Source organism: Chlorobaculum parvum NCIB 8327, assembly GCF_000020505.1.
Taxonomy (GTDB): Bacteria; Bacteroidota; Chlorobiia; order Chlorobiales; family Chlorobiaceae; genus Chlorobaculum; species Chlorobaculum parvum_A.
In genome coordinates this window covers 588139-602163 of record NC_011027.1, presented here as the reverse complement: position 1 = coordinate 602163, position 14025 = coordinate 588139, and the positions used below count along the sequence as shown (strand labels likewise).

At 55.4% G+C, this 14025-nt stretch carries 12 protein-coding genes; 2 read left to right on the top strand and 10 right to left on the bottom strand.

From position 1 onward, the window contains the following. Positions 1-6 precede the first annotated feature (6 nt). The 9 genes from CPAR_RS02850 to CPAR_RS02810 all read right to left on the bottom strand — a co-directional run bounded on the left by CPAR_RS02850 (position 7) and on the right by CPAR_RS02810 (position 9639). Positions 7-1743, bottom strand: a complete 1737-nt coding sequence (locus CPAR_RS02850) for a tetratricopeptide repeat protein (protein ID WP_156773358.1) — start codon at positions 1741-1743, stop codon at positions 7-9. Beyond that, on the bottom strand, positions 1740-2768 hold the full coding sequence (gene ruvB / locus CPAR_RS02845; protein ID WP_012501813.1) for a Holliday junction branch migration DNA helicase RuvB: 1029 nt from the start codon (positions 2766-2768) through the stop codon (positions 1740-1742). The genes CPAR_RS02850 and ruvB overlap by 4 nt, the downstream gene beginning before the upstream one ends. A gap of 19 nt (positions 2769-2787) precedes the next feature. After that, on the bottom strand, positions 2788-3753 hold the full coding sequence (locus CPAR_RS02840) for an ABC transporter permease (RefSeq protein ID WP_012501812.1): 966 nt from the start codon (positions 3751-3753) through the stop codon (positions 2788-2790). Positions 3754-3757: 4 nt separating this feature from the next. Next, the gene (locus CPAR_RS02835; RefSeq protein WP_012501811.1) at positions 3758-5533 is read right to left on the bottom strand and encodes a peptide-binding protein; all 1776 of its coding nucleotides are present in this window, start codon (positions 5531-5533) and stop codon (positions 3758-3760) included. After that, complete coding sequence (gene hprK, locus CPAR_RS02830) at positions 5520-6551, bottom strand: HPr(Ser) kinase/phosphatase (RefSeq protein WP_012501810.1); 1032 nt, start codon at positions 6549-6551, stop codon at positions 5520-5522. Before hprK ends, CPAR_RS02835 begins: the two co-directional genes overlap by 14 nt. Before the next feature lie 77 nt (positions 6552-6628). Beyond that, on the bottom strand, positions 6629-6955 hold the full coding sequence (locus CPAR_RS02825) for an HPF/RaiA family ribosome-associated protein (RefSeq protein ID WP_012501809.1): 327 nt from the start codon (positions 6953-6955) through the stop codon (positions 6629-6631). An 89-nt stretch (positions 6956-7044) separates the two neighbouring features. After that, positions 7045-8055, bottom strand: coding sequence for a tyrosine-type recombinase/integrase (locus CPAR_RS02820; RefSeq protein ID WP_012501808.1), 1011 nt, complete (start codon positions 8053-8055; stop codon positions 7045-7047). A 13-nt stretch (positions 8056-8068) separates the two neighbouring features. Beyond that, positions 8069-8920, bottom strand: a complete 852-nt coding sequence (locus CPAR_RS02815) for a DUF4905 domain-containing protein (RefSeq protein WP_156773357.1) — start codon at positions 8918-8920, stop codon at positions 8069-8071. Next, on the bottom strand, positions 8917-9639 hold the full coding sequence (locus CPAR_RS02810; protein ID WP_012501806.1) for a class I SAM-dependent methyltransferase: 723 nt from the start codon (positions 9637-9639) through the stop codon (positions 8917-8919). The genes CPAR_RS02815 and CPAR_RS02810 overlap by 4 nt, the downstream gene beginning before the upstream one ends. 170 nt (positions 9640-9809) lie before the next feature. On the opposite strand from CPAR_RS02810, the gene queF reads away from it, so the two are divergent. After that, complete coding sequence (gene queF / locus CPAR_RS02805; RefSeq protein ID WP_012501805.1) at positions 9810-10160, top strand: preQ(1) synthase; 351 nt, start codon at positions 9810-9812, stop codon at positions 10158-10160. Between the two features lie 81 nt (positions 10161-10241). Here queF and CPAR_RS02800 read toward each other — a convergent pair whose 3' ends face one another. Then, positions 10242-10862 (bottom strand): photosystem P840 reaction-center cytochrome c-551, encoded by a 621-nt coding sequence (locus CPAR_RS02800; protein ID WP_012501804.1) that lies wholly within the window; start codon positions 10860-10862, stop codon positions 10242-10244. Positions 10863-11078: 216 nt separating this feature from the next. Here CPAR_RS02800 and CPAR_RS02795 point away from each other — a divergent pair, with 216 nt between their 5' ends. Continuing rightward, positions 11079-13838, top strand: coding sequence for a phosphoenolpyruvate carboxylase (locus CPAR_RS02795; protein ID WP_012501803.1), 2760 nt, complete (start codon positions 11079-11081; stop codon positions 13836-13838). Positions 13839-14025 lie beyond the last annotated feature (187 nt).

Genomic DNA, 14025 nt, shown 5'->3' with positions numbered 1-14025 from the left:
AAGCGGTCAATGACCGCTTTTTTCTTTTCCTGCTTTTCGAGAAGCTGCTTTTGCTTTCTCAAACATCTCCTTCGCTTTCGGCTCATCGCCAAGCTTCCGGTACGCCTCACCAAGATGGAGATAAACTTCGGGCTCCTCAATACCCGTCTCAATCGCCTTTTCAAGCAGAATCCGGGCCCGATCATACTCGCCAAGCTTGTAGTTCACCCAGCCGAGCGTATCGAGATAAACCCCGTTGTCCGGCTCGAGAAGCACGGCATTGGTAGCCAGTAACAGCGCGTCCCGAAGCTTGATTCCCTCTTCGGCAAGCAGGTATGCGAGGTTGTTCATCGCAAGGGAGTTGTGGGCATCGAGTCTCAGCACTGTGGTGTAAGCCTGCCTCGAACGATTTTTCATGCCAAGTCCGTCATAGGCCAACGCAAGGCTGATGTGTGCTCGAATCAACAACGGTAGATCATCATCCGTCATCTTCATGCGGACGGCCTGTTGAAGCACCGTTGCAGCCTTTTTTGGTTCTCCCGCTTGCAGCAAAAGAGAGCCTTCGAGCAGCTTCCAGCGCAAGCCTTCTCCAGGGAGCGCCGCATTGGCTTTCCGGAGAAGAGCATAGGCCTGTGTCTTTTCATTCATCGAAATATGCGCGGAAATCAGAGCCTCCCAGGCCTCGGCATTGGAGGAATTGAGCTCAACCGCCTTGCTGAAACAGAGCTGCCCGGCGCGTTGCCGATCATGGATCATTTCGAACAATCCCTTCAGCACAAACAGTTTGCTCTCCCGAGGACGGACTGCAATGAGCTCGTCAAGAAACTCGCGGGTAGGGGCTTCATACTGCTCCTGCTTTCCGGAACGGACAATGAAAAGACGGGCAAGGTCGTCGATCTTTTCTGAAGAGGCTGCCTTGGAATCGAGAAAAGCGCGAAGCTCACGGCGGAAATCAGCAGAGCGTCCGGCACTGATGTAAAAGTCGAACAACGCACTCCATCCGGGAACATAGCCGGGATCGGTCTGGATAACCTCTTTCAGCGTGGCAACAGCACGCGCCGCCTGGTTATTTTTTGCATACAGCTCCGCAAGTATCAGCCTGAGTTTCAGGTTGCTGCCATCGATTTCCAGCATCTTGTTGCAGGTTTCGATAGCCTCCGGAAAACGCTTAAGCCTGATCTGAAGCTGTAAAATCTGCGACAGCGCATTGTCGTTATACGGATCGAGGCTTACCGCTTTTTCAAACACCCTGATCGCCGGCTCTGGCTGATTGGCCGACATGAGTTCGAGCCCCTGCAGGTAAAGAAGCTCCGGTTTGTCCGGCTGGAGATCGAACGCCTGCCCGTACAGCTCGGCCGAGCGATTGTAATCATGCATATCCTGCGCAAGATCGGCAAGATAGAGATGATAGTGCGGGTTAGACGGCGCCAGCTTCACGGCAGCTTCGCCGTAAACCCTGGCTGAATCGAGAACGGCCAAGTGACGGTAGGATTGGGAGATCGAAAATCGAACGGCCGGTTCATCGGGCAGAACAGCCATGACCTTTCTCAGCCCCTCGATAGCGCCCCAGTAGTCCCCCTTCATGTTGAGCAGCAGAGCCTGCACATAATCCGGCATGACCTTCTGTGACAAGGGTGCACGATCGATCGCCGCCTGTGCAGCATTCATGCCTGCAGGAGCGGAGAGCAGCGACAAGGCAGTCAAGGCCGACATGAAGAGCCGACGACCAGCACGAGGCTTACTGTTGTTCGCTTCAGGCGTCATGAATTGTGGTCGAAGAGCGGCCCATGATCCTGCATGCCAGGGTAGGAAAAGCGCTGCATGGCAAGCCTGGTCGCCACCCGACCGCGCGGAGTTCGGGCAAGATAGCCGACCTGAATAAGGTAGGGCTCATAGACCTCCTCGATGGTATCCTGCTCCTCGCCGACCGAAACGGCCAGCGACGCCACGCCGACCGGGCCGCCGTTGAATTTGCGCACGATCGCTTCGAGAATTTTCTTGTCCATGTCGTCGAGACCACCTTCATCGATTTCAAGCGATTCAAGTGTCCGCCGGGCGACGGCAAGCGAGATCGAAGCTTCATTGGCCACCTGTGCGAAATCGCGCGCGCGCCGCAGAAGGCGGTTGGCGATACGCGGGGTGCCGCGTGAGCGGCGGGCGATCTCCATGGCCGCGTCCTCATCGACACCGATATTCAGGATGCCCGCCGCACGGACGATGATGCTTTGCAGCAACTCCGGACTGTAGTAATCAAGGCGACTGTTGATGCCGAAACGGGCCCGGAGCGGCGAGGTCAAGAGACCGGATCTCGTAGTCGCGCCGACCAGCGTGAAGGGTTCGAGCTTGAGCTGCACTGCGCGGGAAGCCGGACCGCTGTCGAGCAGAATGTCGATCCGGTAATCCTCCATCGCCGAGTAGAGATACTCCTCGACCGCAGGAGCCAAACGGTGGATTTCGTCGATAAAAAGGATGTCTCCCTTTTTGAGACTGGTGAGCAGCCCGGCCAGATTACCCGCCTTGTCGATCAGCGGGCCGGAGGTGATCTTGATGCCCCCACCCATCTCGGCGGCGATGATGTGTGCAAGCGTGGTTTTGCCAAGTCCTGGCGGCCCGGAAAGCAGCACATGGTCGAGCGCATCGCCGCGTTTTCGCGCCGCAGTGATGAACACCTTCAGATTGTCGGTCAGCTTTTTCTGACCGGCAAAATCGCTCATGCTCTGCGGCCTTATCTGCTCCTCGAACCGGACTTCCGTCGCGTCGGGGGCGGTATTCAGGGCTTCAATCCTCACTCAGACTCATCATTTTGGTTCACAGTTTGATCCGCGGATCGACCACGGCATACAGCACGTCGGCCAGCAGATTGCCCAGCACGATCATGGTGCCGGAGACGAAGGTGTTGGCGATAATCAGCGGATAATCACGGGCGAAAATCGCCTCGACCGTAACGCGGCCCATGCCTGGAAAAGCGAAGATCACTTCGATAAAGAGTGCGCCACTGAAGATGAACGGTAGCGAGCTACCCATCAGCGTAACCACAGGAAGAAGGGCGTTGCGCAGGGCGTGTTTGATAATCACCACCCGCTCGCTCAGCCCCTTGGCCCGCGCCGTGCGGATATAGTCCTGCCGGATCACCTCCAGCATGCTGCCCCGCACGTAGCGCGCGATGCCCGCCGCGCCGTTGATGCTGAGCACCGTAACCGGCAAAACAAGATGCCAGATCCGGTCCATGATGAAGCCGAACGCGCCATAACTCTCCGCCCCCACCTCGTTCAAGCCGGAGACCGGAAAAAGCGGCCATTTCAGGGCGAACAGAATAATCATCATCAGGGCGAGCCAGAACTCCGGCATCGAGTAGAAAAAGAGCGCCGTAACCGTCAGGAAGCGATCGGAAAAGCTGTTCTGTTTGACCGCCGAGATGACGCCGATAATGATACCGAACACGAAGTTGGCGATGAGTGTCAACACGGCGATGGTCATCGTGACCGGCAGCGCCTGCGAAATCACCTCGAACACAGGCTGCTGCGCGCGGCTGAAGCTGCGACCGAAGTCCCCCTGCAGCACGTTGCCAAGCCACTTGATGTACTGCACCGGCAGCGGATCGTTCAGCCCGTACTGCTGGCGAATCTGCTCGGCCACGTTGGGGCTGATGCCCGGCTGGATGAAAAACGCCGCGGGATCGCCGGGCGCAAGCCGGATGATAAAAAAGGTCAGGGTCAGCACCCCGAACACGAGCGGCACGGCAATCAACAGCCGTTTCAGGATATACTTCAGCATACCGTTACGGCGCAATCGATGACGACGGCCTCAAAGTCCAGTCGTCGATATTGTAGAAACTGCCTGAGATGTTGAGCTTCTCGCCCTGAATCCGCTTGTTGAAGCCCTGCGTCTCACGCATCCAGTAGAGGAAGGTTATGGGCTGATCCTCGTGCAGAATGCGCTGGTACTCGACCCAGTAGGGGCGGGCGTCCTCGGTGCGCATCTTCTCCTTGGCCAGCTCGCAGAGCTTGTCGATCCTCGGATTGATGTAGCCGGGGAAATTGAAACGGCTCTTCTCAAGATCGGAACCCCAGACATCGAGCGGATCGATTTCAAGACCGATCGACCAGCCAGCCATCCAGGCATCAAGTTTGCGCTCCTGAAGGTTCTGGAAAAAGACGTTCGACTCTTGAATTTCAATTTTGCAGTCGATGCCGATCTCCTTCAGGTTCTGCTGGATGATCGTCGCCGCGTAGTTGCGGCGAGCGTTTCCGGCGTTAGTGTAGAGCACGAAGCTGAACCTGCGACCATCCTTCTGCAGAATGCCGTCGGGCCCCGGAACCCAGCCGGCACCGGCAAGCAGTCTGGAGGCCTGAGTCGGATCGTAGGGCCACGGCTTGATCGAATCGTCGAAGGCCCACTTGAGCGAGGGCGAAATATCGGTTTTGGCCAACACACCATACTCGCCAAGGTAGCCATCAATGATTGACTGGCGATCGATGGCCATGGTCAGAGCACGCCTGACCTTCGGATCACCGAAAAGCGGATGCGGGCGAACTTTGCCGGTCTTGTTGTAATAATCACCATCCATGTTCATCCATCCGACGTAATCATAGACCCGGAGCCCGACCGTTTTGACCTCCACATCGGGATTGGCTTTCTGCACCGCGTCGAAATCCTCGGGTTTGACGCTTTCGACCACATCGACATCCCCCGTCTGAAGCTGGGCGAGCCTGACAGTGTAGTCGGGCACGATGCGCCAGACGATGCGCTTGATATTGCCCGGCTTGGGCAGATTGCACGAAGGACTCGACGAAAGCGCCAGCGACTGCTGCTTGTTCCACTCCGCAAGGCGATACGGCCCCGCACCCACAGGCTGCTGGTTGAGCTTCGACTCGCGGAACTCTTCGGGCTTTACATCTTTCCAGAGATGTTCCGGCACCGGCGTGAGCGAGGTGTGGAACAGGGCAAGATGCTCCGGCACCGGCTTGTAAAAATGAAACACCAGCGTGGTGTCGTTCGGCGTTTCGATGGCTTTGTCGAAATCGACCGTCCCCTTATCCGCGCCGACAAGCTCGGCCAGGAACTGCTGGCGCGGGCTGGCAATGATCGGGTTACCGTACAACTTGTAGGTAAACTTGAAATCGCGCGACGTGATCGGCTGGCCGTCGGCCCATTTCGCGTCATCCCTGAGAATGTAGGTGATCGAGCGGTGGTCGGGCGACATGGACCAGGTTCTGGCCAGCGCAGCTTTCGGCGATTTGTCATCCGGACCGGACGATGGGCGTAACCGCTTTTCAAGAGCAAGGTAATTGAGCAGGCCGGTTTTGGTATCGAACTCGCCCTGCAGCAACCCCGGATAGATCAGGCCGCTAATCTCACTCGAGGTCAACGAAGCACCGATCACCGGATTGAGGTAATCGGCGTCACCGAGCATGCCGATGACCAGCGTGGTATCCCTGGCCGCCGCCGAGAGAGCTGCATTTTTGCCACCTGACTTCGAGCAGGCCGACAACAACGTCACCGCAGCAAGCAGAACGACAGGAAAAAGTGAATGAAACGCCTTATTCAATTTCATCGTCATAATATTCGGGAATGATAAAAGGGCCACTGGCCGAATCGCTACGGTTTTTGTTCATAACATTACTGATTCTCTCGGTCAGTGCCTCGGCAGCCACGTACCCTGCATAGCGTTTCAACAGGAAGTTCAGAGCCACCACTTCGATGATGACCGTGATGTTCTTGCCGGGGAAAATAGGAAGCTGTACCAACGGCACATCGACACCGAGAAGATTGACGCTTTTCTGGTCGAGCCCGAGGCGTTCATACTCAGCCTCCTGACTCCACTCAAGCAGCTCGACCACCACCTGCACCACTTTTTTATCACGAATTGCCCTGATACCGAAATTCTGCCGCACATCGACCACGCCCAACCCGCGAATCTCCATAAAATGGTCGATGATGTTGTTGCGTGTGGCTACCAGCGTATTGGTCTGCCCCCGGCGCTTCACCACAACCACGTCATCGGCCACCAGGCCATGACCTCGTTCGATAAGATCGAGTGCAACCTCGGATTTGCCCAAACCACTTTTTCCTGCCAACAGAACACCCACTCCATACACATCGACCATAGAACCGTGATACTGCTGATATTGGGAGAACTGCTCATCGAGAAAATCGGTGATGGTATAAATGGTTCTGGTCGATGAACATCTGGTGACGTACACCGGAATTCCGGCATCAGCAGCCATGTCGATCAGCTCCGGATCGAGCTTGTTGTTGCTGGTCAGAATAATGCACGGCATTTTGAATTTGACAAATTTTTCAAATGCCGCCCGACGCTCTTCAGAAGAGAGGTGATTCAAATACCGGGTCTCGGTATTGCCCAGAATCTGTACCCTTTTGTAGGTAAAAAGCTTGGTAAATCCAGCAATGGCAAGACCGGGACGATGCAGATCGCGCTCATAGATTCGCCGATTCTGCTCATCGACATCGTTGAGACGGCGAAACCTGATTTCGAATCGCTTCTCAATATGCTCAAAAAAATAGGCGACCGTAATCGATCGCTTTTTCAGTCCCTTCTGGTCGAAATTCATGCCCGGGAAATCATGGTGTTTGCAAAGCCCGATACTGCAACAGGGTCAGCGTGCTGACCCTGTTGCGATTGCCGATTTCAGAAAGTGCTTTGCTTGTCTTTCAGTTTTTTAAGCTGTCGTGAAAGGATATCGATACAGCTGTCAATCGCCTGTTCGTAAGTCGGGGCAGACTCGCGAGCGACAAAATCGTGCTGCGGCACATGCACAGTGATTTCGGCCATTTTATTCTGATCATGCTCGTGCTTCTGATGATCGAGAATCACATGACAATTGAGTGGTCCGGGATAATATTTAGAAAGTGCTGAAACCGCATCACGGGCATATTCTTCTATAGTGCCATGATTGTTCGAGTGCCGAAGGGTGACCTTGACGGTAACCGCATCACTGGTAACGGATTTAGTCATACTTACCTCCATTAAAGAATTATAAACTTGCAAAGAACGAAACCGGCATCAATTCTGCCTTGTCAACAACTTTCGGCGAACGACAGAGATCAAGCCCCTGGATGGGCTTTATCGTAAATCTCCTTCAGCCTGCTGAACGTCACATGCGTGTACAACTCCGTGGTCGTCAGGCTACTGTGACCGAGCATTTCGCTGACGCTTTTCAGATCTGCGCCGCCGTTGAGCATATGTGTGGCAAAACTGTGTCGGAGAATATGGGGATTCTTCTTTTCCGACTCGGAAACCGGGGTGAGATACCTCTTTGTCATTCTCTGGACAAGCATAGGATAGAGCTGTCTTCCTCTTGATGTGACGAAAACCCTGGACGATTCACCTGTCCTCTCTAAAGGTATTCTAAAGAAGTTTCGTCTGACTTCAAAATACTTTCTGAGCGCCTCCACGGCGGGTTCGCCAAGCGGCACGATACGCTGCTTGCGCCCTTTTCCGGTCACTTTGAGAAAGCCGTGCACCAAGTCGACATCGGCCCGTTCAAGCGCGATCAGCTCCGACAAGCGAAGGCCGCATCCGTAGAGCACCTCAAGCACGGCACGATCCCGAAAAGTCTCAAACTGCCGGACTTCAGCCTTTTTTCCATCACCCTGTAAAGCCGCATTATCCTCCTGCGATTCGAAACGCCTGAAAAGCTGGCGGGCCTCCTCTTCGCTTACAAAGCGAGGCACTTTTTTGTCCAGACGTGGCGTAACGACCAGTGAGAGCGGCGACGAACTGATCCTTCCGGTTTCGAGGAGAAAACGGTAGAAGCTTTTGACCGAGGCGAGCTTTCGGGCAATCGAGCGAGGCTGTATCCCCTTGTCGAGCAAGTGACCCATAAAGAGCCTGACATCAGCAACCTCCACCCGTTCAGGTTCAACAGCTTCAAGCCTGTCAAGGCCGGCCTGTTCTTTCAGGAAGGAAAAATACTGGAGAAGATCGCATCGGTAAGCGGTGACCGTTTTGGGTGAAACGTTTCTGGCCGCCTGCAGATGAGAAAGAAAAGGTTCAAGCCACCGGCACCTTGCCACTTCGTGATCTTCCGGCTGCCTTGAACGGTTTATGGTCATGAAAAGGTTACGTTCATGAGAGATCGATGCTGACGAGCATTTCTCTCTCTTTGATGTAATAGAGCCGCTGGTCCCTGACAAGAAAGTTGTTGAACAGCGGCGCCGCTCCGGCCTGGCCCATCGTATCCTCGAAAAGGAGACGATCGCCCGCATTAAGAGCAAGAACCGAGTTCCATGCGTTTTCCGTTCCCCCCCCACTGACCAGCCGATGCATCACCGTTACGGTTGAGCCACCGAGCCTGATGGTTTCAAGATGCCCGAATTCGTCCATGCCTGCTGAAGGCAGCACAACCCCCTGCCGCTCCTCCTCGCCGACGGCTTCGTTGCGCAAAGCATTGAAGCGCTCAGGATCAGTGCCAATGTGCTCGACCTCCCGGCCTGTAAGAGGATCGATCAGGAAGTAATCCCGCTCGGGGAAACCAGCGAAAACGCGGGATTTATAGGCAAGAACGGACTCACCAAGATTGGCCGCAAAAGCTACGTCCGGACGGCCCCAGGCCAGAGTACCTTCGGCAAGATCGACCGCCCAGATACCCTGATGCTCCGGGCTTCCCGGCTGAAAACCATGGCAAAAGAGCAGATTGCTGTGGGTGGTTTCAAGACCGATCATCCATCCGTCACCAACAGGTTCGGCAAAATCGGCACCACCGGTGAGCACGAAATCATCGCACAGCATCCGGCCGGTTTCCGAATCAAGGCAGAACAGCGAAGCACGGCGTTGTTCAGGAAAACGCTTCAAGCCAAAAAGGAGCCCGCTGTCAGCAAACATCAGCTGCCAGATCATAGCGCCGCTACCACCATGCCACGACCATCCCCCTTCCGGAAGGGATTGGCCAGACGATACAATCGAACCATTAGCCATCATGCCTTTACCCGCTCAAGCTTGTAGATGGTCACGGCAACCGTCTGATCGCCCTCGACATCATACATGCGCTTTTCTGAAATCCTGAACCCGTTTTCCTGCACCAGTTCGAGAAACTGGTCGGCAAGTCTTCTTCTCGGATCGGCAATCCAGGCCGAGCCGCCTTCGGCCAGCAGAGCATCGATGGCAGTAACGATGGGCAACAGATTGACACGCTCATACAGCACGTCAGCCGCGATAATCGAGTCAAACTTTTCATCACCCTTGACCAGCCTCCAGTCAAGGCGGCAGGTGTCGAGATCAACCCGGTTGCGCAGTGCGTTGTACGCCACGAACTTTAAAGCCTCAGTGGAGTAATCGGTGGTTAGCACTCGCGCGCCGCTTCTGGCCGCCGCAATGCTGGCGATGCCAACCCCTGCGCCAAGCTCGATAACCGACTTTCCGGCAAGCTCGCCGGTTTCCATAATCTGGCGCGAAAGGGTCACGGCGGCAGGCCAGATTTCAGCCCAATAGGGCATCTGCTCGTCCTTTACAAACTCTTCGGGAGAGATGCGATCGAGCAGGGCGTAGCTGTCGAGAACACTCAGAAAGCTGAAATCGCTCTCTGCAAAACGGTAGGACACTTCTTGCAGGTCATACTCGGCAGCGAGCTGCTGGCGAATGCGAGCCAACTCATCGTCAACAAGTCCACCGGATTGCACCCGATATCTGTCAAATGGCATGAAAGACACGTTAAGATTGTGGTTACCCCTGAAGCTTCATGGAGCCGGAAATAACGGGAAAAACCATACAGCGAATCAGAAGCGCTCTAAATATCGCAACAAATATTTCGGCTGTTTTCTATTTTGGGGCGTGAAAAGACAACCGATAACCATCCACACCAACAAGAACCATGAACAAAGAGATCATCGAAGTTTTCGACAACACCTTCCCCAACAGGGACTACACCATTGAGATCGTCAATCCTGAATTCACCTCGGTCTGCCCCAAAACCGGCCTGCCCGACTTCGGCACCATCACCATCACCTACGTGCCCGACAAAAGCTGCATCGAGCTGAAGTCGCTCAAGTACTACTTCCTTGAGTTCCGCAACGCCGGCATCTTTTACGAAAACATCACCAACACGATTCTCGACCATCTGGTCGAAGCATGCCAGCCAAAAAGCATGACGGTCAAAACCGACTGGAACGCCAGAGGCGGGATCACCGAAACCGTCACGGTCAGCTATACCGCCGAGAAGTAAACCCCCACAATACAGAACGCCCCGGATTTCCGGGGCGCTGCTGTTCTGAATAAGGGTTCGGACGACTGTCCGGCAGAAGAATCAGAATTTCTCCTGAAGCCAGGTGCCGATTTCAATAACCTCGTCGTCAGAAATGTTGGCTCCGGGGAAGCCCTGCATACGTTTGACGATGAGCTTGACCTGACCGGTCTTCTTGTACTTGGTACGGAACAGATCGGCAACCGAACCGAGCGTGTGGCACTTGTTGCACTTTGCATCAGTCAGCTTTTCAGCTGCTGCGAAATCGAAATCAGCCGGGACCGGAGGAAGATCGCTGGTAGCGGCCGGCTTGTTGAGGAAGTCATTAAGCTGCTCAACCGAACGGATGTACTTGCCATCAACAGTGGTGGTACGACCTTTTTCCCAGTAAAACCTGAGGCTGAAGAACATCACCATGACAATGACGAAGATGCTTAGCGGGAAGCTCAGGAACCACTTGTCACTGATAGCTCCGGACATTTTGCCAAGACCCATGATAATCAGAGAGGCACAGAAGATAAGCAGGAACCATCCCATGAACGACCGCAGAGGAGTGAGAATGGCCGAATGATTCGGCGCCGGAGAGTAGCCGGTCAGGAATGATACCAAGAAAAACAATGTCCCCATTAACACAGCCCCGCCGATTGCCAAAGCAATAAGCTTACCGTTTGATTTGTTGTCCATAACAAGTAATGGATTAGGTGTTAGCCGCTTGCATAAATTTATTGAGAAAGATAAACATAATTGTCAAAGGGGGCAAACATTTGCATCTAAAAAGCGTTAATCATTGCAGCTACACAAACCCGGGCAAAAGAGCGAATTTTGCGGCGAATATCGAAGAGCTTAAGTTCCGGGAGTAAATGCCTCCTTTCCTGAACTACTGACATTGAGATTGCCACCATGATCACCACCACGATGAGCGTTGTCGATTTCGACAAAGCCGCAATCGATTTCCAATTCCTGCTCGACTGCTTTATCGAAGTTCTTCAGGAGCTTGGCCAGACAAAACTCGCCACGCACCTTCGCGGCGAACACAGTGGCGCCATCACGGAATGCGAGCATCCCGAACGGGCTGTTCAGGCCTTGTCCGTGGTTTTCCAGCTGCTCAACATGGCCGAGGAGAACTCGGCTGCCCAGTATCGACGTCAACTCGAATCAAACGAAGGGGTTGAATCGCTCAGCGGATTGTGGGGCGAGGCACTCCGACATCTGCAAAAGCTTGGCATCACGGAGGCGGAAATCGCTGCCGAGCTGCCGAACATCGAGGTCGAACCAACGCTGACGGCCCACCCTACCGAGGCCAAACGGCGCACGGTGCTCGAACAGCACCGCGAACTCTATCTGCTGCTTGTCAAACGCGAAAACCGCATGTGGACGCCCGCCGAACGGGAAAAAATCCGCACCGACATCAAGGTGGTGCTCGAACGGCTTTGGCGCACCGGTGAAATCCTGTTCGAAAAACCGGACGTCGGCACCGAACGCCAGAACGTGCTGCACTATCTGCACACAATCTTTCCCGACGTGCTCCCCATGATCGACCAGCGTCTTGAAAAGGCGTGGAGTGTGGCCGGATTTGATCCGAAAATCACGGCCGACCCGCGCAACCTGCCGCGTCTCTCCTTCGGAAGCTGGGTCGGCGGCGACCGCGACGGACACCCGCTGGTAACGGCTGACACCACCCGGGAGACCCTTCAGGAGATGCGCCGTCACGCCATCCGGCTTGTCCGACACCATCTCGAACAGCTCGCATCAAAACTCAGCATCTCGGGGCGCTTCCAGTCACCAACCGGAGCGATGGAGGAGCGGATGGAGATCATGCGCCACAAGCTCGGCGAAGAGGGACAGCGTGCGCTCGACAGGAACCGTCACGAACCGTGGCGGCAGTTCCTCAATCTCATGATCGCCAGCCTTCCAGATGAGAGCTTGCAGGAGCATTTTGATGAACCGGCCCACTACCAGTATAAACGCCACACCGAGCTGCTTTCAGACATCGAACTCTTCATGTCGTCGCTCTCGGCAATCGGTGGGGCAAACATCTCGCTTGGCGATGTCGCCCCGGTGTTTCGTATCGCCCAGACCTTCGGCTTCCATCTCGGCAGGCTCGACATCCGGCAGAACAGCCGCTTCCACGATCTGGCTCTTTCACAACTCATGACCGCCGCCGGACTTGACGGGGCTGGCTTCCCCGAATGGAGCGAGGAAAAGCGAATGGAATTTCTCGAACGCGAACTGCTTTCACCACGCCCCTTCACCCACCCCGACATGCAGGTCGGGCCCGAAGCCGAAACGGTGCTCGCCTGCTACCGGGTGCTGTTCGAACACGCCCGGCAGTACGGCTACGACGGCATCGGCTCGCTGATCGTCAGCATGACGAGAAATGTGTCGGATCTGCTGGTGGTCTATCTCTTCGCCCGCGAAGTCGGCCTGATGGAGCCGCACGGTGATGGCGATGCCTGCCCGATTCCGGTGGTGCCGCTCTTCGAAACTATCGACGATCTGGAACGCAGTCACGACATCCTCGACCGTTTTCTTGCTCATCCGGTTACGCGACGCAGCATCGCTCTGCAACAGGAGCTGCATGGACGCAGCAAACCGGTGCAGCAGGCGATGGTCGGCTACAGCGACAGCAACAAGGATGGCGGCATCATCACCAGCCTCTGGGGCCTCTACCGCGCCGAAGAGCGGTTGATCGAGGCCGGTCGCAAGCACGGTATCGACGTGCTCTTCTTCCACGGCCGGGGCGGCAGCATCAGCCGTGGAGCCGGGCCGACCCACCGCTTCATCCGTGCCCAACCCCACGGCTCGCTCGACGCAGGATTGCGGGTCACCGAGCAGGGCGAAACCATCGCGCAGAAGTATGCCAACCGCATCAGCGCGGCCTACAATCTCGAACTGTTCCTTGCCGGCATCACCGAAGCCCGGCTCGAACACCGCAAGGATGGCTACCGACCTCATCCACTCGAAAAGGCGATGGATCTGCTCGCACGAAGCAGCAACCAGGCCTACCGGCAGCTCATCGAAGCTGACGGACTACTCGACTTCTTCCGCCAGGCCACGCCGATCGACATCATCGAATCGAGCCGCATCGGCTCCCGCCCGGCGCGCCGAACCGGCAAGCAGAGCCTCGACGATCTGCGCGCCATTCCGTGGGTCTTCAGCTGGAACCAGGCGCGATTCGGCATCTCCGGATGGTACGGCGCTGGTACGGCCCTCGAAGAGCTGCGCACCACCGATCCCGACAGTTTTGACATCATGCGCCAAACCGACTTCTCGTGGGCACCGTTCCATTATATCATCAACAATGTTGCCACCAGCGTTCTGTCGGCTGATCCCTGGGTCATGGAGAAGTACGCCTCGCTGGTTGAAGATCGCACGATCCGCGAAAACCTGCTCGGCATGATTCAGGCCGAATACCTGCGAACCATGCGCCTTCTCGAACTGATCTATGGAGGCTCGCTCAAAGAGAAGTATTTCAACGTCTATCGCTTCATCGAAAACCGGAAGGAGGGACTCGGCAAGCTTCACAGCCTCCAGATCGACCTGCTCAAGCGCTGGCGCAACCACAAAGCCACCGGCAATCAGGAACAGGCAGAATCGCTACTCCCCGAACTGCTGCTGACCGTCAACGCCATTTCAGGAGGATTGAGAACAACGGGGTGAAATGAGAACTCAGTGCCAATCCTGCTCAACCGCACTCACAAAAAAAAGCCGCATTTGACATCTCTGTCGAATGCGGCTTTTTTCAAACAGAACAATGGTTAAAAATCGCTCCGTCGAAAGGAATGCTGCTCTTGACAGCAGCTTGTGACTTTCGCTTCAGGAACAGCTGTTTTTCTCAGAGAGCGAT

Excerpts from the sequence above, each read along its gene's own strand:
- CPAR_RS02850 (WP_156773358.1), bottom strand. The coding sequence starts at position 1,743 with ATGACGCCTGAAGCGAACAACAGTAAGCCTCGTGCTGGTCGTCGGCTC.
- CPAR_RS02840 (WP_012501812.1), bottom strand. The coding sequence starts at position 3,753 with ATGCTGAAGTATATCCTGAAACGGCTGTTGATTGCCGTGCCGCTCGTG.
- CPAR_RS02835 (WP_012501811.1), bottom strand. The coding sequence starts at position 5,533 with ATGAAATTGAATAAGGCGTTTCATTCACTTTTTCCTGTCGTTCTGCTT.
- hprK (WP_012501810.1), bottom strand. The coding sequence starts at position 6,551 with ATGAATTTCGACCAGAAGGGACTGAAAAAGCGATCGATTACGGTCGCC.
- CPAR_RS02825 (WP_012501809.1), bottom strand. The coding sequence starts at position 6,955 with ATGACTAAATCCGTTACCAGTGATGCGGTTACCGTCAAGGTCACCCTT.
- CPAR_RS02820 (WP_012501808.1), bottom strand. The coding sequence starts at position 8,055 with ATGACCATAAACCGTTCAAGGCAGCCGGAAGATCACGAAGTGGCAAGG.
- CPAR_RS02815 (WP_156773357.1), bottom strand. The coding sequence starts at position 8,920 with ATGATGGCTAATGGTTCGATTGTATCGTCTGGCCAATCCCTTCCGGAA.
- CPAR_RS02810 (WP_012501806.1), bottom strand. The coding sequence starts at position 9,639 with ATGCCATTTGACAGATATCGGGTGCAATCCGGTGGACTTGTTGACGAT.
- queF (WP_012501805.1), top strand. The coding sequence starts at position 9,810 with ATGAACAAAGAGATCATCGAAGTTTTCGACAACACCTTCCCCAACAGG.
- CPAR_RS02800 (WP_012501804.1), bottom strand. The coding sequence starts at position 10,862 with ATGGACAACAAATCAAACGGTAAGCTTATTGCTTTGGCAATCGGCGGG.
- CPAR_RS02795 (WP_012501803.1), top strand. The coding sequence starts at position 11,079 with ATGATCACCACCACGATGAGCGTTGTCGATTTCGACAAAGCCGCAATC.